This is a genomic window from Hyphobacterium vulgare (genome assembly GCF_042643335.1).
Lineage (GTDB): Bacteria > Pseudomonadota > Alphaproteobacteria > Caulobacterales > Maricaulaceae > Hyphobacterium > Hyphobacterium vulgare.
The window spans coordinates 491644-511247 of sequence record NZ_JBHRSV010000001.1; the positions used below are offsets into that span (position 1 = coordinate 491644).

General features: G+C 62.9%; 35 protein-coding genes. 19 read left to right on the top strand and 16 right to left on the bottom strand.

Features of this window, described 5'->3' with window-relative positions; all coding sequences use genetic code 11:
• Window positions 1–8: 8 nt before the first annotated feature.
• Window positions 9–329, bottom strand: coding sequence for a hypothetical protein (locus ACFOOR_RS02635; RefSeq protein WP_343163879.1), 321 nt, complete (start codon window positions 327–329; stop codon window positions 9–11).
• A 72-nt stretch (window positions 330–401) separates the two neighbouring features.
• On the opposite strand from ACFOOR_RS02635, the gene ACFOOR_RS02640 reads away from it, so the two are divergent.
• Entirely contained in the window at window positions 402–854 is a 453-nt protein-coding gene (locus tag ACFOOR_RS02640; RefSeq protein ID WP_343163880.1) for a hypothetical protein, read from the top strand.
• Window positions 855–971: 117 nt separating this feature from the next.
• Here the strand turns inward: ACFOOR_RS02640 and ACFOOR_RS02645 are convergent, their stop codons facing one another.
• From ACFOOR_RS02645 to ACFOOR_RS02705, 13 genes are all read right to left on the bottom strand, one after another.
• Window positions 972–1337 (bottom strand): hypothetical protein, encoded by a 366-nt coding sequence (locus ACFOOR_RS02645; RefSeq protein ID WP_343163881.1) that lies wholly within the window; start codon window positions 1335–1337, stop codon window positions 972–974.
• A 375-nt stretch (window positions 1338–1712) separates the two neighbouring features.
• Window positions 1713–2276, bottom strand: coding sequence for a hypothetical protein (locus ACFOOR_RS02650; protein WP_343163882.1), 564 nt, complete (start codon window positions 2274–2276; stop codon window positions 1713–1715).
• Complete coding sequence (locus ACFOOR_RS02655) at window positions 2273–3178, bottom strand: YdaU family protein (RefSeq protein WP_343163883.1); 906 nt, start codon at window positions 3176–3178, stop codon at window positions 2273–2275. The genes ACFOOR_RS02650 and ACFOOR_RS02655 overlap by 4 nt, the downstream gene beginning before the upstream one ends.
• Entirely contained in the window at window positions 3175–3666 is a 492-nt protein-coding gene (locus ACFOOR_RS02660; protein WP_343163884.1) for an HNH endonuclease, read from the bottom strand. The genes ACFOOR_RS02655 and ACFOOR_RS02660 overlap by 4 nt, the downstream gene beginning before the upstream one ends.
• On the bottom strand, window positions 3663–5135 hold the full coding sequence (locus ACFOOR_RS02665; protein WP_343163885.1) for a DnaB-like helicase C-terminal domain-containing protein: 1473 nt from the start codon (window positions 5133–5135) through the stop codon (window positions 3663–3665). The genes ACFOOR_RS02660 and ACFOOR_RS02665 overlap by 4 nt, the downstream gene beginning before the upstream one ends.
• Entirely contained in the window at window positions 5132–5341 is a 210-nt protein-coding gene (locus ACFOOR_RS02670; protein WP_343163886.1) for a hypothetical protein, read from the bottom strand. The genes ACFOOR_RS02665 and ACFOOR_RS02670 overlap by 4 nt, the downstream gene beginning before the upstream one ends.
• Window positions 5338–5709: a hypothetical protein gene (locus ACFOOR_RS02675; protein WP_343163887.1), complete on the bottom strand. Its 372-nt coding sequence runs from the start codon at window positions 5707–5709 to the stop codon at window positions 5338–5340. The genes ACFOOR_RS02670 and ACFOOR_RS02675 overlap by 4 nt, the downstream gene beginning before the upstream one ends.
• Entirely contained in the window at window positions 5706–6329 is a 624-nt protein-coding gene (locus ACFOOR_RS02680; protein ID WP_343163888.1) for a hypothetical protein, read from the bottom strand. Before ACFOOR_RS02680 ends, ACFOOR_RS02675 begins: the two co-directional genes overlap by 4 nt.
• Window positions 6326–6910, bottom strand: a complete 585-nt coding sequence (locus ACFOOR_RS02685; protein WP_343163889.1) for a GcrA family cell cycle regulator — start codon at window positions 6908–6910, stop codon at window positions 6326–6328. Before ACFOOR_RS02685 ends, ACFOOR_RS02680 begins: the two co-directional genes overlap by 4 nt.
• Window positions 6907–7422: a hypothetical protein gene (locus tag ACFOOR_RS02690; RefSeq protein WP_343163890.1), complete on the bottom strand. Its 516-nt coding sequence runs from the start codon at window positions 7420–7422 to the stop codon at window positions 6907–6909. The genes ACFOOR_RS02685 and ACFOOR_RS02690 overlap by 4 nt, the downstream gene beginning before the upstream one ends.
• Entirely contained in the window at window positions 7419–7808 is a 390-nt protein-coding gene (locus ACFOOR_RS02695; protein ID WP_343163891.1) for a hypothetical protein, read from the bottom strand. Before ACFOOR_RS02695 ends, ACFOOR_RS02690 begins: the two co-directional genes overlap by 4 nt.
• Before the next feature lie 56 nt (window positions 7809–7864).
• Entirely contained in the window at window positions 7865–8353 is a 489-nt protein-coding gene (locus ACFOOR_RS02700; RefSeq protein ID WP_343163892.1) for a hypothetical protein, read from the bottom strand.
• Between the two features lie 30 nt (window positions 8354–8383).
• Complete coding sequence (locus ACFOOR_RS02705; RefSeq protein WP_343163893.1) at window positions 8384–8926, bottom strand: HNH endonuclease; 543 nt, start codon at window positions 8924–8926, stop codon at window positions 8384–8386.
• A gap of 26 nt (window positions 8927–8952) precedes the next feature.
• On the opposite strand from ACFOOR_RS02705, the gene ACFOOR_RS02710 reads away from it, so the two are divergent.
• Window positions 8953–9117, top strand: coding sequence for a hypothetical protein (locus tag ACFOOR_RS02710; RefSeq protein ID WP_343163894.1), 165 nt, complete (start codon window positions 8953–8955; stop codon window positions 9115–9117).
• Between the two features lie 116 nt (window positions 9118–9233).
• Here the strand turns inward: ACFOOR_RS02710 and ACFOOR_RS02715 are convergent, their stop codons facing one another.
• On the bottom strand, window positions 9234–9473 hold the full coding sequence (locus ACFOOR_RS02715) for a hypothetical protein (RefSeq protein ID WP_343163895.1): 240 nt from the start codon (window positions 9471–9473) through the stop codon (window positions 9234–9236).
• Between the two features lie 23 nt (window positions 9474–9496).
• On the opposite strand from ACFOOR_RS02715, the gene ACFOOR_RS02720 reads away from it, so the two are divergent.
• Entirely contained in the window at window positions 9497–10288 is a 792-nt protein-coding gene (locus tag ACFOOR_RS02720; protein ID WP_343163896.1) for a LexA family transcriptional regulator, read from the top strand.
• A 31-nt stretch (window positions 10289–10319) separates the two neighbouring features.
• A complete protein-coding gene (locus ACFOOR_RS02725; protein WP_343163897.1) occupies window positions 10320–11582 on the top strand; it encodes a type VI secretion system-associated protein TagO in 1263 nt (420 codons plus the stop codon).
• Here ACFOOR_RS02725 and ACFOOR_RS02730 read toward each other — a convergent pair.
• Window positions 11573–11926 carry a thermonuclease family protein gene (locus ACFOOR_RS02730; protein WP_343163898.1) on the bottom strand — a complete coding sequence of 118 codons (354 nt, stop codon included), beginning with the start codon at window positions 11924–11926 and terminating at the stop codon, window positions 11573–11575. The two genes, ACFOOR_RS02725 and ACFOOR_RS02730, sit on opposite strands and share 10 nt — an antisense overlap.
• Window positions 11927–12082: 156 nt before the next feature.
• Between ACFOOR_RS02730 and ACFOOR_RS02735 the strand changes: the two genes are divergently transcribed.
• The 15 genes from ACFOOR_RS02735 (at window position 12083) to ACFOOR_RS02805 (ending at window position 19513) form a co-directional block, all read left to right on the top strand.
• Window positions 12083–12451, top strand: coding sequence for a hypothetical protein (locus ACFOOR_RS02735; RefSeq protein WP_343163899.1), 369 nt, complete (start codon window positions 12083–12085; stop codon window positions 12449–12451).
• Window positions 12452–12748 (top strand): hypothetical protein, encoded by a 297-nt coding sequence (locus ACFOOR_RS02740; protein ID WP_343163900.1) that lies wholly within the window; start codon window positions 12452–12454, stop codon window positions 12746–12748. It abuts the gene before it with no gap.
• Between the two features lie 180 nt (window positions 12749–12928).
• On the top strand, window positions 12929–13315 hold the full coding sequence (locus ACFOOR_RS02745; RefSeq protein WP_343163901.1) for a hypothetical protein: 387 nt from the start codon (window positions 12929–12931) through the stop codon (window positions 13313–13315).
• The gene (locus ACFOOR_RS02750; RefSeq protein ID WP_343163902.1) at window positions 13312–13467 is read left to right on the top strand and encodes a hypothetical protein; all 156 of its coding nucleotides are present in this window, start codon (window positions 13312–13314) and stop codon (window positions 13465–13467) included. Before ACFOOR_RS02745 ends, ACFOOR_RS02750 begins: the two co-directional genes overlap by 4 nt.
• Complete coding sequence (locus tag ACFOOR_RS02755) at window positions 13464–13628, top strand: hypothetical protein (protein WP_343163903.1); 165 nt, start codon at window positions 13464–13466, stop codon at window positions 13626–13628. Before ACFOOR_RS02750 ends, ACFOOR_RS02755 begins: the two co-directional genes overlap by 4 nt.
• 4 nt (window positions 13629–13632) lie before the next feature.
• Window positions 13633–14454, top strand: a complete 822-nt coding sequence (locus ACFOOR_RS02760) for an ERF family protein (protein WP_343163904.1) — start codon at window positions 13633–13635, stop codon at window positions 14452–14454.
• Window positions 14451–14990, top strand: coding sequence for an NUMOD4 domain-containing protein (locus ACFOOR_RS02765; RefSeq protein WP_343163905.1), 540 nt, complete (start codon window positions 14451–14453; stop codon window positions 14988–14990). The genes ACFOOR_RS02760 and ACFOOR_RS02765 overlap by 4 nt, the downstream gene beginning before the upstream one ends.
• On the top strand, window positions 14987–15616 hold the full coding sequence (locus ACFOOR_RS02770; RefSeq protein WP_343163906.1) for a lambda exonuclease family protein: 630 nt from the start codon (window positions 14987–14989) through the stop codon (window positions 15614–15616). The genes ACFOOR_RS02765 and ACFOOR_RS02770 overlap by 4 nt, the downstream gene beginning before the upstream one ends.
• A complete protein-coding gene (gene ssb / locus ACFOOR_RS02775; RefSeq protein WP_343163907.1) occupies window positions 15616–16101 on the top strand; it encodes a single-stranded DNA-binding protein in 486 nt (161 codons plus the stop codon). Before ACFOOR_RS02770 ends, ssb begins: the two co-directional genes overlap by 1 nt.
• A complete protein-coding gene (locus ACFOOR_RS02780; RefSeq protein WP_343163908.1) occupies window positions 16101–16637 on the top strand; it encodes an HNH endonuclease in 537 nt (178 codons plus the stop codon). The genes ssb and ACFOOR_RS02780 overlap by 1 nt, the downstream gene beginning before the upstream one ends.
• Window positions 16634–17155 carry a hypothetical protein gene (locus tag ACFOOR_RS02785; protein WP_343163909.1) on the top strand — a complete coding sequence of 174 codons (522 nt, stop codon included), beginning with the start codon at window positions 16634–16636 and terminating at the stop codon, window positions 17153–17155. The genes ACFOOR_RS02780 and ACFOOR_RS02785 overlap by 4 nt, the downstream gene beginning before the upstream one ends.
• Window positions 17156–17384: 229 nt before the next feature.
• Entirely contained in the window at window positions 17385–17792 is a 408-nt protein-coding gene (locus tag ACFOOR_RS02790) for a zinc-finger-containing protein (RefSeq protein ID WP_343163910.1), read from the top strand.
• Window positions 17789–18601 (top strand): N-6 DNA methylase, encoded by an 813-nt coding sequence (locus ACFOOR_RS02795; protein WP_343163911.1) that lies wholly within the window; start codon window positions 17789–17791, stop codon window positions 18599–18601. Before ACFOOR_RS02790 ends, ACFOOR_RS02795 begins: the two co-directional genes overlap by 4 nt.
• Window positions 18598–19179, top strand: a complete 582-nt coding sequence (locus ACFOOR_RS02800; protein ID WP_343163912.1) for a J domain-containing protein — start codon at window positions 18598–18600, stop codon at window positions 19177–19179. Before ACFOOR_RS02795 ends, ACFOOR_RS02800 begins: the two co-directional genes overlap by 4 nt.
• A complete protein-coding gene (locus ACFOOR_RS02805) occupies window positions 19172–19513 on the top strand; it encodes a DUF4326 domain-containing protein (protein WP_343163913.1) in 342 nt (113 codons plus the stop codon). Before ACFOOR_RS02800 ends, ACFOOR_RS02805 begins: the two co-directional genes overlap by 8 nt.
• Window positions 19514–19604: the final 91 nt, after the last annotated feature.

Sequence of the window (19604 nt, forward strand, 5' to 3'; positions counted from 1 at the left end):
TCAACCCGTTATGCAGCGTTTGCGGCTATCGCAATTTCCGCGGCTTTCATGGCGGCGAGAACGACATCAAGGGCGCTCCCCTTTCCATTGCCGGCGTGTACCGTGCTTGCGAAATCGTGGAGCGTCTGGCCATCGGGTTCAGCGATGAAGCGCGCCACCTCTGCGACCGCCTGGGTGATGGCGCAGGCCTTATGCCCGGCGTCCGTTTGAAACGGCGCAATGGTTGCCACGCCAGCGATCACCGTCCATCGCCCTGCTCGCGCCCAGCCGGTGATGCCGAAGGTCTGGCCGCCGTGCACGAGGCTGCAGCTGATAGGCTCCCCTTGCATTGGACCTCCTCAGAACAAATATAGTTCTGGCGCAAGTACTAAAGATCGGCTCGATTTACTGGAGAAGGCTAAATGCCCTACGATAAAGACCCCGTTGATCATCACATCCGCAACGAGCACGGAAAACTAAATTTGGGTCTTACGATCGCAAACGGCGCCGCGCTCAGCACGTGCCTCGCGATTTATGCAAACGTGAACGTGATTGAGCATGGGTCACTGGCGACATGGCCGGCTTGGATTTTCCTTGCCGGAGCAGCAATCGGTGGGCTGAGCCAATACGTCTTGGTTGAAGCAGACCAAATGCTGAAACGCTGCCAAACGTATGACGCCAAACCCTCAGAACAGCCGGAATACCGATTAGTCATCTTGGGGATCGCCTGGCTTCCCCGTTTTGCCGCGACATTATTTTTGGCGGGATGCGCGAGCTCGATACTCATGGTTTCGCCTGCGGAGAACGCGAGAACGGGTTTGACGGAACCTCCAGCAGAGTCTGGCGGAACATTAGAACCCGAAACGACGCTCTGAAACGCGAACCCCGGCACGAGGCCGGGGCTCACGAGGGGCTAAGGATGGGTATCCTCCGCCTCCACCACTCCCCGCACAGGGAGCTTTGAATTGTTGTGCAGGGACGGGAAAACTTGGCTAGGCTGCTCCTGCGCAGCGTTGGGCCTTATACACGATATCAGCCCAAAATGCCTTTGGGTCTTCTGCCTGAAACAGCTCCTCGGGCGTCCGATTGGACAGCCACGCGACGAATGCCGCCATGTTCTCGTCTGGCTGGCGCGGGTATTGAATGCGCTCGTCACCCGGAGGCCACCCAAGCGCGTCGTGTTCAGCCTTGCAAAGCGCGTAGCCAACCTCATAGGCGACCTGCGCGCTGTCAAACTCGCCCTTCGCCTCGGCCCCGCCGCCGTCGGTCTGTTGGTGGAACCGGCTCACATACCAGCGCGTAACCGGGCGGATGCGATACTCAATCTTGGTGTATTCTTGCGAAATTTCCTTCGCCATCTCACTCTCCAAGCCCCGGCCTCGACCGGGCATGAAAAAGCCCGCCACAACGGACGGGCATCCGGCACCATGCCGAATAGAAAAACCCCGTCGGGTTAGGGCGGAGCTGAATGATTGTGCAGGGCCGGGCGCTACTCCGGCGGAGCGTGGAGAGATTCGAACTCCCATCATCCACGTTGCACAGGCGGGTTTCGATGGCCGCGCCCACTCTCGCAAAGGTCGCCCCTACCAAGGCGTCCCCCTCAACTCGTCAGCCTGCGTGTCTGCTTTCCACGCCGCCTGCACTCCCTCTCGGGAATCGAAACGCCCGGGCCGCTTGGCACCGGGCGTGGATCTCGAACATGACGATTTATGGGTCGAAAACGGGGGGTCTGGTCAAGATGCTTTCGCAACAAATTGTACTGAGAGCGTCGGAATCCCTTGTATGTAGCGGTCCCAAGGTTGAAATCCGGCCACCACGTCGAGGCCGGTCAGGAGCGATTCCCGCACGGTTTTCTGGTCGCGATGGGTCGCCTGGGCCAATTCGCTGATCCGGCTTCCCCCTCCGCAGATCGCATCGAGGTCGTAGAAGCGCCGGCGCGTCATACCCGGCTGACCGAGGATCTTTGTGCGATCGATCACGGCCTGAGCGCGCGCGTTCGCTGACCCGGTTCCGTCACCTCCCCCGTCGACCGATTCCCTCAGCGTCGTGTCATGGCCGTACCCGAATGCCCGGTTCCAAAACACGAACCAGACACGAGCTGCACGATAGCGCAGGTCGATCTGAAGGGCGTCTGCCCCGAGAGAACCGCGCAGCCGCATCTTCTCGATCGGGTGCGACACGTCGAATGGGGCCCACTGGTCAGGCTCCTTCGGGTTCTGGTTGACCCGGGCACGGGCGGCCAGCTCGAGCGGGTTCCCGTCGCGGCCCGGCTCGGGAAGAGGCAGCCTCCGGTTCATGCAGCACCCCCGACGACCTTGAGCGGCGGCTTGGCGTCGCCATAGCCGAATTCAGCGAGGATCTCGGGCGGAACGCGGCAGTCCCGAGCGCCGGGCGGGCCTGAGCCAGGCACAGACCACAGGCCCTTGTCGGCGTACAGCCGCACCACGGCGCGCCAGCTCTCCGCCGACCGGCCACCGCCACCTGCCGCAGCGCCATAGCGCTCGATCAGGCCCTCCGAAACGGTCAGGAAGCGGAAGATGCTGACGGGCTTGGTATTCGCGTCCTTCACAGCCCGGGCATAGTTCTCGGCGGACCGGGCGACGCGCTCGGCCCCAAGCTTCACCGCGGCCGGTCCGAACGCAAACCGAGCTCGGTCTTCGCTGGCGCTGACCTTGCCTTCGGATGGGTACGCTTCCCAGAAGCGGGTGAAGAACTTCCACGGGTCCTCGACAGGTGGGTCTTCTTCTGGCGGATCGCTCGGTGCGACTGGCTTGCCATCACGCGGGGGGACGTTCCCCCCGTCAGGGGGGTTAGGGGGGTTATTTGTATCTGTATCTGTATCGCTTAGCGGTCGCTTTTTTAAGTCCCTGTTTTTCCTAGGGCCGGACGCATTTTCGCGCTTTTTTTCTCGCAGTGTTTCCGTTGTTTCGAGCTCTTTATCGGCGCGTAAGTTCGAGATAATCCCGTCTTTAGCGTAGATCTTGCCCTTCTCGATGAGCGTTTCCCGAAGTGCGTTCCACTTCCGAACGGAGCATCCGAGCAGCCCCGAAATGTACCGGGCATCGTCCGGCAGACGGCCGTTCTGCAGGTAGATGAGATCGAGCACGAGGCGGTATGCCGCCTTCTCCTCGAAGCTCATGCCGACGGTGCCTTCGATGAAGTCTCGGGGAAAGGCTCGGTAATACGGAAGACCGTTCATTGAAGCCACTCCTCGGGGGTCTTGGCCCCCTTGCGTCGATTGCAGGGTTGGCAGGCGAGAGCGAAGTTTCGCCGGTGATGACGGCCTCCGCGCGCGACCGGAATGACGTGATCGATTTCGAACGGTCCCTCAGTCGTGCCGCAGTAGACGCACGCGCCCCCGCACTCAGCCTCGACAGCCGCGCGCTCTTCGGCCGAGATGGGTCTTCTCCCACGAGGCCCAAGAATGGCCCCTGGCTGAAGCTGACCGTCGATGATCTCAATCAACCCCGTGTCGAACAGGCGCGCCTTGATCGCTTGCCACCGCCGCGGACTGACACGGCAGCGAGCAGCCAATGCCCGGTCGGTTTCAGCCTCGTCGATCAGCTTCCCGCCGGCGATGAAAGCCGCGTTGCACAGCTGAAGCAGGCCGGCCTCCTCACGAAGCGAGAGACAGGACGTCAGATCGTCCCACTCGCGCGGGAACATGCGGTAATAGGGATCGGTCAAGCCGCCCTCCCCTGTTCGACCCAATCGGCCGCTTTGTTGGTGACGAGGTTGCGCGCGACATCAGCATGAAGCCGGACGACGCCGGTCTTGCCGCCGCGAAGCTTCCGGATCAGCACCTCGAGCGTGCGGTCATTGCACCTGTCAGCCCACTCGGCCGCGGCGTCGACGCCGACAGGAGCCTCCTCCTGTTCGGCGTAATAGGCTTCGCGGTACAGCATCAGAACGGCGTCGGCGTTCTGCTCGATCGCCCCGGATTCGCGCAGGTCACCGAGGTGCGGTCGCTTGTCCTGCCGCTGCTCGCACGCACGCGACAGCTGCGACAGGGCAACGACAGGTACCTTCAGTTCCTTGGCGAGCTGCTTCAGCCCGTTCGCAATGTCAGTGACCTCAGCGGTCAGGCTGTTCCCGCGCTGCGTGTGAGCTTCGATCAGCTGCAGGTAGTCGATGATCAACGGACCTGGCTGGAAGCCGTCACGCTCGGCATCACGGTACATGCGGCGCAGTCGGCTCCGGATACCGGGAACGGTCATGCCGGCGCCATCAATGATTGGCATCGGCAGATCACGCATGCGTTCTCGTGCACGCTCCATTGCGGCACGCTGAGCGCGGTTCGGTTCATCGCTCTCACCGGTGCGCCAACGCGCGATGTCCTCATAGGTGATGCGGTCGAAGGACGACAGTTCGGTATCGGTCGCGGCCAGCATCGACATGTACCGCTCGGCGACCTCGTCCGCGTCCATCTCGTTCTGAACCATCGGCGAGAAGAAACCAGCCGAAGCGCCGCCATGCTGGATGGCCAGCCCGAGGACGGTCTTCGCCATTCCGGGGCGACCGGCGACGATGTAGAGCTTTGACCGGCGAAGCCCCCCAGCCAGAGCCCTGTCGAGATCGGAGATCCCGGTCGTGACGGCGGCGGTTCGGGTTTCGCCCGAGACGTCACTCAGGACGCGGCCCGCTGCACCGTAAAGCGAGGAAACGCGCTTCTCGTGCTCAATGCCGCCGCGTGCGAGTTCGACCAGCTCGGTCTCCGCGCGCTCGACGAGTTCGGTCGTCGGCATGGCCGTCCATGAACGCTCAGCGCTGGCCGTGATGTCACGAGACAGCTTCAACAATGCCCGGCGGACCGACAGGTCTTGGACCATGCGCGCGTATTCGACCGCAGCGGCACTGTCCGCAGCAGCTTCGAGCAGTACAGCGAGATAACGCGTCCCGCCAATCTCGGCGATGCCGTCGTCGGCCTCGAAGCTCTGTTTCAGCGTTACGGAATCGGCGAGCTGACCGTGCGTGATCATGTCGACCGCGCGCTCATAGATCCGCCCGTGCACCGGGTCGTAGAAGTGTTCGGGCTTCAGCCAGGCAGAGACCTGCTCGAGGAGCGAGTTGTCGTAGAACAGCGCCCCAAGGAACGCCTGTTCGGCGTCCAGATTGTGCGGGTTCTTCCGCGCGGTTTCTTCTTCCAGTTCCATCATCCGAACCTCTCCGCGCCGAGCGCGATAATGTCTCCCCACTGGCCCGTGCGGACCGACTGGCCCTCAAGCCCGCCGTTCTCGGTCAACCGGACCGCCGCGATCTGGCAAGCGACCCGGTAGGGAATTTTCACGCGAATACGTCCCACAGCGCCGTCGAGCGGGCGTCCCTCGGGTTTCGGTTCGACAAGGGGTTCAAGGCCCGTCATGGCTGCCTCGGTGGCAGGCCGTTCACGAGCTCGCTGCGCACATCGAAGCGCTCGGAGCGAAGCTTCTTGGTCCAGCCACCGGACTCAATGCGAACCGCGACTTCATGGCCGCGCGAGCGCCAGTAGGCTTTGATCGCCACCGCTAGCCGTTCCGCCCCTGAGCGGCTGCATGGGTCGCCAGGCACGTCGGCGCCAGGTGCACGCAATAGCAGCGTGTCGATCGCGTAACCCCGCCGCTCAGCCCACGTGTGCAGGCCGCTATCGCTGATCTTGTGGCCCATGCGATTGAGCCGGCGGACGGCTTCCGAGACGGAAAGGGACACGCGCAGGGCGTCCCGGCGAATTTCGTCAGCAGATCGATTGCTCATGACTCTTTCCTCAGCCAATCCAGTGACGTGCCATTTGCGGGGGCGGTCCGATCCCAGACGAGCCAGCACCAGTCCGCCGTACCGCCGGACGCCTTTCCGCCGTCGACGAGGACATGCCCCGGAGGGCACGAGACACGCGGGGTGATGATCCAGATCCGCGAAGGCGGGAATTCGGTGAACAGTCCTTCCGCGCGCTTCGCGCCGGCGAGGAACTTGATGTCGACAAACGCACAGACCTTCCCGGTCGCAAACCCGAGCGCGCGGCGAATGAAGGCCTCAGCCCCCTTCGCTTTGAAGAAGGGCGGGTTCATCGCGAAGTTCGGAACCTGCCTCAACAGGTCCGATGCGGGGCTGTCGGCGAGAAAGTCGATCTCGCCCGCGAACCAGGTGGCATCTGTCCGGCGCTTGATGTCGCTTCCCAGTGCGTCGTATCCGGCGCTCCGAAGTGTCTCGACGATGTTCCCCTGCCCGCAGCTGGGGTCCACGATCGGGCCGACGAACCGCTCAACGGTCAACAGTGCCTCCGTCGCGGCTTTCGGCTCGACGTACCAGTCCAGTTCATCGCGCTCCCAGACATGCGCCTGCTTCGCGCTTAGCGTTCCGGCCGGCGCCCCGCTCATCGGAACACCATCCCACCGCGCGCACGGGCGTCCGCGATCAGATCAAGATCACGCTCGACCGACCTTTCGGTCTTGCTCCGTTGGCGCGTCGGATATTGCTGGCGGGTGCGCTTGTGATGGCAGTCACAATAGCTGGACCCCTCACGCACAGGGGCGCCGCAATAGACGAGCTGGGAGAACTCCGGCGTTCCGCTCCAGGTCGGAAAGCGGCACTGCCCGCTGCGAACGTCGAGGACGTGCACTGGCTTAGCGCTTCTCGGATCCGAGTTATTGGGCTTGCTCGTACCGAGCTTCGGATCCTCGGCGGGTGCGTTCTGGCGCGTTCGCGCTTGTCGGGGTCGGCCAACCGGTGCGCCTCCCCGGTCCTTCGCAGCGGCCGCAGCGATTGAAGGCGCGGGCTTGGCGAGGCGCGCTGTCTTCATCGCTGTCGGAGCACGTCCGCCGATCCCGAGGCGATGAAGTTTCCCGATGACGGCGTTTCGCGTCACGCCGCCGAGCGCGCGGGCAATCGCTGCGGCGCTTTCGCCGTTCGCCCACATCGACTTCAGGGTTTCAATTCGTTGTTCGGTCCATGTGGTCATGCTGCGGCCCTCCGATCGAGCCACCGGTCGAAGGCGTCCGGGTATTGATGCTGGATGGTGAAGAGGAAGACGCCGGCCGCGTCGGCTTCATCGCCGTTCGAGGCATCGAAGCCCCAGCGCCTCGCGTGGCGCTTGGCGACGCTTTCGTCGGGCTTCTTTCCGCCCTTCCCGAAAATCAGCTTCTTCATCTCGCCGGTATCGACTTCGAAGCAGTCGATACGCCGGCGCTCAGAAACCATTTCGATGACACCGGCGATTCCGTAGAGCAGGCGCGCGGTGTGAAGGTTGAGGCTCTGGAACGGTCGGACAGGCTGCTCGAAGGCCAGCAGGTCGACGCCGTCGAGCATTGACTCGAGCCAGGCCTCGTAGCGGAGCAGCGCCTTGCCGTATTGTTCGTTGCAGGCCCCGTTTGAATAGGATCCGAGGACGACCGGGCCTTCCGGTCGCCCCCGGACATAGCCCGTCCGGGTGCTCGACTGATCGAGCGCGAGAATGACGGGCCCGCCGCTCATGCCGCTTCCTGCGTCGCGGCTTCGCCGGCTTCGGCCTTCTTGACCGCCGCCGCGCCCAGAGGCGTGGATGCGTACTCGCCCAGCTGGTCGTGCAGGTTCAGAACGTCGTCGACGATCTCGTCGTCAATCTCGTCCTTGGTCTTCTGCAGCTTGCGCTCCTGCTTGCGGATGCGCAGCTCGGCGCGCAGGACCTTCTTCGGGATGCCATGAGCGTCCTCGGCGTCCTGCAGAAGTTCCTTCTGATCGGCCCGGCGCGACTGACACTCGCGGCGAGCCTTGCCCATGATGGATTCGCACTCAGCATCGAGTTCTTCGTGCCGTCCGACAATCTCGGAGACGACGGACAGGTCGTACCCGTTACCCTTGTGCTTTGCGTTCTTCGCCATCGGCGATCTCCTTCGCAATATCGCCGCGCTTGGAACCGAGGCCCGCGGCGGATGGCCTATCGAGAGAGACCCGCCTTGCGAATGAGGTCGGCCTTCGCCGCCTCGGCTTCGCGGATCATCTCGTCGAGTTCCTTGATCGCTGCCCGGGCTTCGCTCGGTGTCGTTTCGGCACCGCCGGGGCTGTCGGGGTGGACCATCGCGCTCATCGCGTGGAGCGCTTCACCGGACTCACGCGCGATCGAGCCGATGCGCGTGACGATCGGCAGGTGCTCGCAGGCGTCACCGACCTCGGCGCAGTACTGGATCCGGAAGGCGCGGAGCATCGGACCCTCCCGACCGGTCGCCTTCGCAAAGGCAATGTCGAGCAAAAGCGCCTGTTCGATGCTGAGCGGCGAGTAGTTCACCTGGTCGGGGTCGCTGGCCGCGCGGACGCGGCCGCCGCGAGTGCCGATGATCTCGCCGGCACCCTCAGCAGTCAGCTCGCCCATGATGCGCGTGACCGCGTCCGGGAAGCTGTCGGCGGGTCGGGTCTTGAAACATGTCATTGGAATTGGCCTCGGTCGTTCGAATGGAAGTCAGGTGCAGATTGCCCTTCTGTGCAGGCAGCCCGTGGGAGGGGGGACTAAATGAGGGGGGAAATTGAGCAGAGCGTCGGCGCCGAAGAGCCTCACGGCCTCGGCGTCGTATGCGCGTGCCGCAGCTTCGGCGGTGTCGAAAACACCGATGTGCCGGGCGCGATATTCGAACTTGATCGAAGCTCGGAAATTTCCGCGCCGCTTGTCGAAATAGACGCCCTTGAAACCTGCATTCCCCGTCGGAGTCACTCGGTTGAGCGTCTGGCGCAGCGGTGTCGCAAAGCGAAGATTTGCGCGGCGATTGTCCAGCGTGTCGCGATTGACGTGATCGACCGTCATTCCCTTGCGGGCACCCACGAGGAAGCGGTGCAGGTAGACACGCGAAGCACGGGCATCAGGCGCGGGTCGAATGTACGCTGCGGCATAGACGCCGTAGCCGGTTTCGTTCGCGTACCAACGGTGAGACAGCACGCGCTCGGCATCATCAGCGTCGATCGTTGCCGAATAGCCCTTCGTCAGCGCGATATGGATGACATCCGTCATGCAGCCTCCGACACGGAGGACTGGTCATGAAAATCGACGATCTGGCTCAGAAGATGGAACGGCGAGCGGAGGCACTTAGGCAACTTGCCGCCCACCCGTGGCTGACGGCGGAAGGCCGGGAAGCGCTGCTCGCAGCGTCCGACCTTTACGACGCGCGCGCGGTCATGTTCCGCAGCAAGCAGGCGTCGTGAAGAAGGTGACGCTCGCCCCCGCCCCCGAGGCCATCGCAGCCAGGGACGAGCGTCGTTCGCGTTGGACAGGTGCGCCACGCGAAACTGAGGATTCGGGTAGGAGTTGGAGCCGCGCATCAGGCGGCCTCATCGACCGTCGCTTTGGCCGACGCCTCCGGTGTGGGCGCGGGATTGGAGTCTATGAAAGCCAACACTCTGTCCATCGTCTTGGCCGACGGGGAGCGCCTTCCCTTGAGAAGATCATGAACGAACCGAGGGTCATTGAGCGCCGCAACGCCCAACGCGGTCGCACTGAGATCGTCTCGCGCTGTCAGATATTCTTCGACGATCGAGCGGAAATGGTCCGTGATATTCATGCGCAGAGTGTAGGAAAGCTACAATGACCACGCAAGAGAATTTTGTAGGGAACCTACAATTTGTTTCGGCTAGCGTTTCCTTCATGAGCGAAAGTGATGCAGTCGAACGCGGAAAACGCTTGCGGCAAGCCCGAGAACGGGCGGGTTTCGAGCGCCCTAAAGACGTGATCGACCGGTTTTCTCGGCGGGGCGTGAAGACAAGCTACTATCAGCACGAAAAAGGATCGGCTCCTTTCTCATTCAAATATGCCCAGCTGTATGGTCTGCTTTTTGGAGTAAAGCCCGAATGGCTTTACAGCGGTCAGGGCCCGATGGCCGACGGCGATGTCGTTCCGATACCTGACTCCAGCCATGTTGAACCTGTCACTGTGACCCTCCCCCTAATCGGAGAGGCACAGGCGGGGGCATGGAAGGAGGTGGCAGCTATCGAGGAGGCGGACGCCGAGCGCATACCGGTCCCGGCTGAACACCGCATACCGGGTGCGCGGCAATATTGGATTCGGGTCGTCGGCGACAGCGTCGATCGCTTCATGCCGGAAGGCTCTCTGGCCTTGTGCACCGATGTGTGGAGCTGGGCGCGCGATGCCGAGGACTTCATGGCGCGAGCCGATGCAAAGCTGGTCCTGTGCCGCCGCGTGCGCCACGGTCTATACGAAACCACGATCAAACAGTTGAAGGTGATGGGGGAGAAGGCGGAGCTCTGGCCCGCCTCGCACAATCCCCGGCACAACGGGCCGATTGACCTAGGGGCCGATCTCGACGGCAGCGAGGTGCAGATCCAGGCTGTCGTGACACACGCGTTGATCCGGTTCTAAACTGCTGCACCTTTGACGCGTGGGGGACGCGATGAGTTCATCGGGCACCGGAATAATTACGCTCCTGCTACTTCTTTGCCTTTACTTGCTACCGGCAATCGTTGCCTCAGCGAGACGGCACCACAACGCGGGCGCGATCTTCCTGCTCAACCTCTTGCTCGGTTGGACCTTCCTCGGTTGGGTCATTGCATTAGTCTGGTCTGCCACCGCCACCAGATATTATGCGCCCCCCGCTCCCTCCACTGCCTCACCCGAAAAGACTTCGCTACATCACCCGCCGCAGGAATCGCCAGAGCGTCCTCACTTTCTCACCCACGAGGAGCGTGAACAGCTCCGTTCACTCGCCACCAAACCGGCGACTTGGCTGATCGCAGTAGCCATCTTGATTGGAGGCTTGGTCGGCTGGGCGATCTATTCCGCAACGCCATCGACCGGGCAATCGGCACGCAGCAATTACAACCCGGAAACGCGGGCAGCGCGTAGCCGATGTCGCGAAGCATTTGAAGCGGCCAGCGAGGTCGCTAGCGCCTTTGGGGAGGCTTGGTCATCGGAGCCGGTGACGGTCGAAATCGAAGAAGGAGAAATCACGTGCACTCCGTTCGTAAGTGCAATGGGCAACGCATCGATACTGAGGGTCGTTGCGGCGTTCGAGACAACGGAGGTCGAGGACGCACCTGGTTACCTTCGCATTGAACTTGAAGACGGAACCCTTCTGGCGGACCCGAGGAATGGCCCCACAGAAGAAGCTGCGGCGCGATTTGGCGAATTGATCGAACAGCGAGAAGCGGAACGGACGGCCGAGGATGCAAGACGCGAAGAGGAACGTCTGGCGCGCGAGCGTGCGAACCGCGGACGACAGTGGCAGAGCTCGACCTGGCGCTCTGAATTGAACGACTTCCAGAACTACAGCCTTTCACTGACTTCAGCTGCGCCGGTTTATGATCGCTACGGTCGACGATACGACGTGCGCCTCATTTTGCGGTGCATGGAAAACACAACGGCAATGTACGTCGACGCCGGCGACTATCTCGGCCTCGATACGATTTCGGTCCAGATGCGGATCGGCGACGGTGACGCATTCACTCGTCGCGCCGCGATTTCAACAGATCGCGAAAGCTTCGGATTTTGGAATGGAGGCCAGAGCATTCCAATCATACGCATGATGATGGCCGAGGACGCCGACCGAATGGTGTTTCGCTACACCCCGTATAGCGAGAGCCCCCAGACGGTCACCTTCGACATTTCGGGGCTCGATGTGCGGATCGTGCAGCTGCGCGAGGCCTGTCACTGGTGATCGCCGCACCAGTCGTGCCGTCGACCTTCCCAGCGGACAGCTACACCCCGTTCGACAAGAAGTTCGCCGGCATCTAAACCATCAACGAAAACACGCGCAAGCGTGCGGCCATACCGATCTTCGCCCGAACGCTCGATCGTCACCTCCCCAATGGCGAGGATCTGCGTCAACTGTCGTGTCGCGGTCTCGGCGAGCATGCGCTCCGCATCGCACTCGGCCCGCCCTCCCCTTTCGGGCGTGTCAATGTTCTCCAGCCGAATTATCTCAGCGTCGATTTCAACGGTATCCCCGTCGATGATCCGAACATCCTGAGCAAGCAAGATCAGGACAAATATCTCGACCATCACGGCTCTCCGGCAGCGGTCACCCAACGATACCGACGGCCGGAGAGATTCGCGAGATTTCCGAGCGCTCAGGAATAAATTGTAGCTTTCCTACATTTTTTGCTTGTCGTTAAATTGTAGGTTTCCTACACTGGCTCATATCAAGGAGGCAGTCACATGGGCTACCGTTTTCGAGATCAGACCACCTGGAGCGCCATCGACCGCGCCCGCGATATCGTCGCCGAACAGGACGGCACCGCCGAGGCCATCCGCCGCAAGCAGGCGTGGATCGAAGCCCGCGCCGCTGAACTGGAGAAGGAAGCCGAGCCGCTCCGTCACGACCGCGTGGTCGCGGTTCAGACGCGCATTACCGAGGCCATCGGCGACCTGATGGGCGACCGTGAGGTCGGCCGCGAATACGCGCTCTCGCAGCGTGACCGGCTTTGGACCATCGACGAAGGCGCGCAGCGTCGCCGGGCGTACGAGCAGGCCTGCAAGGAAGCCGACAAGATCGACTTCCGGGTCTCCGAAGAGGAGGCCGCGTAGATGCTCCCCTCCTCCATCCTCCGCCTCGCCGACCCGGCTGACCTCACCCCGTCCTTCGCGATGCGGCTGATCTCGATCATCCGCGCCCGGCTCACCGGCAAAGGTTCGCGGGCCGACACCGGCCAGCTGTTCACCGCCGAGACGCGCAACGTGTCCACCGGCGTTTGGGAACTCTCCGTGACCGACCCCGAGGACGGGCAGGTCTACCGCATCACCGTTCAACGCGAGAACGACGCCATCGCCGACGACATCTCGGTCGCGCGCCGCCTCGCCCATGCAGAAGGGAAGGCCGCATGACCCGAGAGCAGTTGAACCCTCTCGCCCATCAACCGCCAGCGCGCACGGACTGGAAGCGCTCAGACGACCACGAATGGCAAGGCCAGCGGTCCGACGGCACGCCGATAGGTCCGTACAACGAGCAGTCCAGCTTGGACGACCTCAAGAAGCGCGAACAGGCCACCAGCAAGGGAGTGCCCAATGGGTAATGTCTCCACGATCTCGCGCGCCCTGCAGAAGATGCAGGGAGCTGCGCAGCTGACCGCTCACGCCGTGTCGCGGCTTGACCGGGCAGAAGGCCTCGCCGCAGTCGCCGGAAACGATGCCAGGCGCGGTCAGGATAGCGCGCTCGTCAGCGCCTATCGGTTCGCGGTCAACGCGAAGGGAGAGTTCGACAAGGCGATGGACGAACTCCGCGCCGTCGCCGGCGAGCAGATCGTCGCTGATGTCGAGAAAGCGCTGTCGGAAGGCACGAGCACGCTCGAGGCCCGCAAGGAACCCTCGAACGTGAAGCCGGTCCGCCCTGGTGTCCTCGGCATCGTCTCCAGCGGCAAGCCGGACAGCCCCGAACCCCCGAGGGCAGCATGATCGCACTTTACCAGATGGTCGTTGTGGCCTGCACGCTCACGGGCATGACCTTCCTGCTCGCGAGCGGCGAATGGGGCTTTGCGCTCCTGCTTTTTATGGCGGGGACAGGCTTCTCCGTGACGAGCTCGTCCGCGCGCAAGGACAAGTCATGAAGCGCCGCGGCCCCCTGCTAACGCCGCGTGGCCGCCGCTACGCCGTAATCGTCACAGCGCTCGCTCTCGTCGCCTTCACGAGCTGGCTCGGCTTCCAGAACGCCGACCGCCAAGGGCAACGGGCATCCCGCATCTTTTTCGAAAACCTCACTGAGGAGTGAACCCATGACCCAGCAAGTCGCCACCACGGCGTCGACCGAGGAAACCGCCCATTCTCTGATGCGGGCAGACCCCTCGGAATTCCGCGCGCTGACCCCTGCCGAAATGCTCTCCCGCGCCATCGAGAAGGGTGTCGATGTCGAATCCCTCGGGAAGCTCGTCGACCTGAACGAGCGGTGGGAGCAGAACCAAGCACGCAAGGCGTTCAATCACGCCATCGCTGCGGCGAAGGCTGCACTACCGGCTATCGTGCGGAACCGGGAGGTCGACTTCACGACCGGCAAGGGCCGCACGAACTATCGCCACGAGGACTTCGGCCAGATCGCGCGCCAGGTCGATCCGGTCCTGTCGGAACACGGCCTGTCCTATCGCTTCCGCACCGAACAACGCGAAGGCGGGATGATCGAGGTGACGTGCGTGATCTCGCACGAGGCCGGTCATTCGGTCGAAAACAGCCTTTGCGCTGGCCGCGACGAGTCCGGGAACAAGAACAACATTCAGGCCGTCGGTTCGACTGTCACCTACCTGCAGCGCTACACGCTGAAGGCTGCGCTCGGTCTCGCTGCCACCCATGACGACGACGCCAAGGGCGCGGACGCGCCGAAGTCGATCGACGATAAGCAGGTCAGCGAACTCAAGGGCCTGATCGACGACACCGATACCGACGTTCGCCAGTTCTGCGAACACTTCGGCATCGACTCCCTCGCCGCGCTTCCGGTCACCGAATACGGCCGGGCCAAGCACATGCTCCGCGCGAAGGCCGCTCAACAGCAGAAGGCCAAGGACAAGGCCGCCGAGGGCGCCGATGCGTCGGAGACGGTCCAATGAGCGCCGCCGAAGTCTGGCGCGACGTTCCGGGCTTCGAGGGTGCCTACCTTGTCTCGAACGCTGGCCGGGTGAAAAGCCGGGCGCGCTCCGTTCGTAGCGGTCGCGGTGGCACCCGAACCATTCCCGAACGCCTCCTCACACCACGCGTCGTCAAGGGCTATAGCCACGTGACGCTCCAGCAGGACGGGCGCGCGGAGCAGCGCTCGATCCATCGCCTGGTAGCCGAAGTGTTCGTCCCGAACCCGGACCGTCTCCCTGTCGTCAATCATCTCGACGGGGAGAAGGCAAACAACCGCGCATCAAATCTTGAGTGGACGACGCACGGCGGGAACCTGTCGCACGCCTTCTCTGCCGGGCTGCGCTCCAACCAAGGCGAAGGCTCCTCCAGAGCAAAGCTCACCGAGACGGACGTTCGGACCATTCGGACGCGGCTGTCCGCAGGCGAGACCTGCGCCGCGATCGCTCGCGACTTCCCGGTCTCCGATCGGTGCATCTCCAGAATCAAGCGCGGCAAGACATGGGGTCATCTGCAATGACTGTTCAAATAATCGACTGCGTCCAAGGCGAGCCTGAATGGTTCGCAGCGCGTCTCGGCATACCAACCGCCTCCGAGTTTTCGTCGGTTCTCGCCAAAGGTCGCGGCGGAGGCGATTCCCTAACTCGACGCAAATACATGATGAAGCTCGCCGGCGAGATCCTCACCGGTCAGCCGATGGACTCGTTCTCGAACGCGCACATGGAGCGCGGGAAGGAAATGGAGTCCGAGGCCCGCAGCTATTACTCGATCGTCCACGGCGTCGAGGTCCAAGAGGTCGGGTTCATCCGGAACGGCGACAAGGGCTATTCGCCTGACGGGCTGATCGGCACCGAAGGCGCAGCCGAGATCAAGACGAAACTCCCGCACCTGCTGATCGATGCACTCGTGCGTGACGAGGTTCCGCCTGAGCACAAGGCTCAGCTGCAAGGCGGGCTGTGGGTCTCCGAGCGCGAATGGATCGACTTCGTCGCCTATTGGCCGGGCTTGCCGATGTTCCGCAAGCGCGTGACCCGCGACGAGAAGTACATCGCCGTCCTCGGTCAGGCTGTCGCCGACTTCAATGAAGAACTCGCCGCCCTGGTCGATCAAATCCGGGCGATGGATGCACCGAGGGAGGCAGCGTAATGGCCGGCTCCGTCAACAAGGTCATCCTCGTCGGGAATCTCGGCAAGGATCCGGAAGTTCGCGCGATGAACTCAGGCGACAAGGTCGCCAGCTTCTCGATCGCTACGTCCGAGACGTGGCGCGACAAGAACTCGGGCGAAAGGCGCGAAAAAACCGAGTGGCACAACGTCGTCATCTTCGACCAGAACATCGTGAAGGTCGCGGAGAACTATCTGAAGAAGGGCTCCAAGGTTTACGTCGAGGGTCAGCTGCAGACCCGAAAATGGCAGGACCGCGACGGTAACGACCGCTACACGACCGAAGTCGTTCTCCAGCGCTTCCGCAGCGAGCTGCACATGCTCGATACGCGCGGCAACGGTGGCGGGAATAGCGGCGGCCGGGATGATCGCGACGACGACCGCCATGACAACCGCACCGACGAGCAGAAGCGGCAGGACGAGCGCGGCTTCCGCAACGACAATCTCGACGACGAGATTCCGTTCTGATGGCCGGCGCGGAAGAAATCTGGCGCACGGTTCCGAGTTATCCGGAATACAGCGTGTCCTCATTCGGGCGAGTGCGCCGCGAAGCCATCATTTATGGCGGGCAGGGTTCCGTTCGGAAGCCTCGTGGCGTTTTGACTGCCCGGCCCCTGCCGTTGGGGCATTTGCAAGTCACCCTGTCGATCGGGAACAAGCGGATTACAGCCCTAGTGCACCGCCTTGTTGCTGAGGCGTTCCTTCCGGCGCCGCAGCCCGGTCAGGACTGCGTGCTCCACCGCGACGACGACCCGGCCAACAATCGTCCCGAAAATCTTCGATGGGGCACGCGCCAGGACAATTCCGCGGACATGGTTTCGAAGGCTCGCCAAGCACGTGGTGAGGCCGTTCGCAGCGCGAAGATCACACCGGAAGTCGTTCGGGATATCCGGCGCAGGGCTGCGGACGGTCAGAAGCAGAGAGACATCGCAGAGACCTACGGCATCGCTCAGTCGAACGTCAGCTCAATCGTTTCTGGCAAGACGTGGGGGCATATCGAATGACCCGTCGCCCAATCGTCTGCCGCTTTGACGGCCATCAATTCGTTCCCGAGGGGAACTATCACCTGCGCAATGCCGCGACCGACTATGAGGACGGCGCGCTCTATCGGTTAGCTCCGGTCGAGGAGCGGTCGATGTCCTCGCATCGGCACTATTTCGCTTGCATCAATGAAGCTTGGAAGTCACTGCCGGAGAAGGACGCTGGAGAGCCTTGGGCACAGTCCGCTGAACATCTCCGCGCCTACGCGCTGATCCAGACCGGCTTCGCCACGTGCGTTGAATCTGACTGCGGCTCCAACGCGGCCGCCCTTCGTGTCGCTGCAATGGCGCGCGCTCTCGACCAATACGCGGTGGTTCAGGTGTCCGGCTCTGCTGTGCGCGTATGGCGCGCCCGCAGCCAATCCAATCGGGCAATGCCGAAGGACGAGTTCCAAGCGTCGAAAGAGGCCGTCCTGAACTGGATCGCCCAACGCATCGGCGTCACCCCCGAAACCCTCGCCAGACAGTCGGAGGCAGCATGAACCGCCAACCCTGCGCCACGTGCGACGGCCAAGGCTTCACCACCGGTTGCCGGCCCACATGCTGCGGCAACTTCCACGACAACGGGGAGTGCCGCGGTCACTGCGCCGTGCCTGAGCCGGTCCAAGAGCAATGCACCTACTGCGGCGGAACCGGGGACGGCCCGGGGTTCTCTAAGTCGATGGACGACCGCGCCGACCAGGTCCACGCGGAGGATGACGAGACCGCGTGATGACCGAACAGCGCTCCATCTACTGCTGCGGCTGTGAGTCCGACGTGAAGGCGTCTCTCGTCACCGGACGAGATGTCTATCCGCACCGCAGTGATCTGCATTCGCTTCCATTCTGGAAGTGCTTCGCGTGCGGCAACTTCGTCGGGTGTCACCACAAAACAGCTGACCGAACTCGTCCGCTCGGCGTGATCCCCACTCCCGAAATCAAATATGCGCGTAGGCGGATTCATCAGATCCTCGACCCATTGTGGAAGCGCGGATTCATGAAGCGGCGGGTGGTCTATGAGACCCTCTCGCGAAAGCTTGGCTTCGAATACCACACGGCTGAGCTCCGCAGCGTTGACCAAGCTCGCGACGTTTATCGCGCCGTGCTCGATCTGCGCCACTCGATTGGGGTCGCACCATGACCCCGAAGGAGTTCATCAAGCGCATCTCGTACGCGCGCCACGACCAGCACCCGAGCCAGAACTTCGGCGACTTCGTGGATCTGGCTTTCCACACGCTCGCGAAGGCGTCGTGGATGGGCTGGGGACAGGCGCAGGATTCTGAGAAGCCGACCTATCACGAGGCCGAATACATGCGGATCGTGGAGCGGTATCGGTCGCGCGATCAGCTGGATGTCCTCAGGAACGATATGCCCGAGCTGATGGCGGCCGTGATGGTCGAAGTCGGCAAAGGCCATTGCGACTATCTCGGCGCCATCGCGAGCGAGCTCGAGGCGCTCAACGCTCACGCTGGCCAGTTCTTCACTCCCTATGACGTCTGCCGGATGATGGCAGAGATCACCTTCGGCGATGCCGAGGGGATGGTCCGCGAACGCGGCTTCATCACCGTGTCCGAGCCCGCAGCCGGTGCCGGTGCGATGGTTCTCGCCGCGGCCGATCTGCTCGAGTCGAAAGGCCTTCCGGTCACGACCTCAATGTTCGTCGAGGCCTGCGACCTGTCCGACCTGGCGTTCAAGATGTGCTTCATCCAGCTGCAGGCGCGAGGCGTCGCGGCACACGTCGTGCGCGGCAACACGCTTTCTGGAAAGCGCGAGGAATACGAAATGGAGGTCGTGCCGACGCTCGGCACCCTCGCCTTCTTCGCGCGCCACGGCCACCCGTTCGCCGATCAAGTTCCCGAGGCCGGTAAAATGATGCCCGCCCCCGAACCGACACCGGCGCTCCCGCCTGCTGGCACTCAATTCACTTTCGATCTTGGAGACGCTGCATGAACGCCCCGAGCGCATATCCTCTGGCCTGGCCGGGTGGCTACCCCCGAACCGAGCGGCCGCAATCCTCGAAGTTTAATGTCACGCTGCACAAGGCGATGACCGACCTCGAAGGCGCGCTTCGCCTGTTCGGCTCTGACACCGGCAAGAAGGTGAGCGACGTCATCATCTCGTCGAACGTGACGCTCGGTCAGAGCCGTCCGCCCGATCCTGGCGTCGCGGTCTATTTCACATGGGATGACGAGCAGCGCTGCATCGCCGTCGACCGGTACACGAAGGTCGAGGATAACGTCCGGGCGATCTACTACGTTCTCGAGGCCAGGCGCACCGAAATGCGCCACGGCGGGCTGACCATCGTACGGGCCGCGTTCAAGGGCTTCACCGCCCTGCCCGCGCCAGAGGACTGGCAATCGGTGCTAGGCCTGACGGGCCAGAGCGTCACACCCGATGAGATCAAGCGCGTCTACCGGCAGCTGGCGAAGTCGGCGCATCCCGACAGCGGCGGCAGCGAAGCCGCGATGGCGCGCCTGACGGCTGCACGTGACGCCGCGCTCAACGCAGTGGGTCAGTATCATGAGTGACCGCCCCCAGCGCATCCAGCTGTCGCGCAAGAAGGGCTGGCGCATGCCGTTGAACACTGTCTCGGTCGCGCGGCGGCCACACCGCTCGTTCGGCAATCCGTATACGGTCGCTGCCGCGAAGGCCCTCGGCTTCACCGGCACCGACAAGTCGCTACGCCAGCTCGTCACCGGCTTTTTTGCCAATGCCCTGGAGAAGGGTTTCGACTGCGTCTCTTTCCATCGTGCGAACATCGAGGAGCTGCGCGGCAAGAACCTCGCCTGCTGGTGCCCGCTCGATCATCCCTGCCACGCGGACGTGCTGCTGAAGCTGGCGAACCGGAGGACGACAAAATGACTGAATATCCCGCTACGAAGATTGTCCACTGGCCGACCGGGCCGGTGCCCTGCTGCGAGAAGCACGCTGCTCAATTAGTCGGACTCGGAAG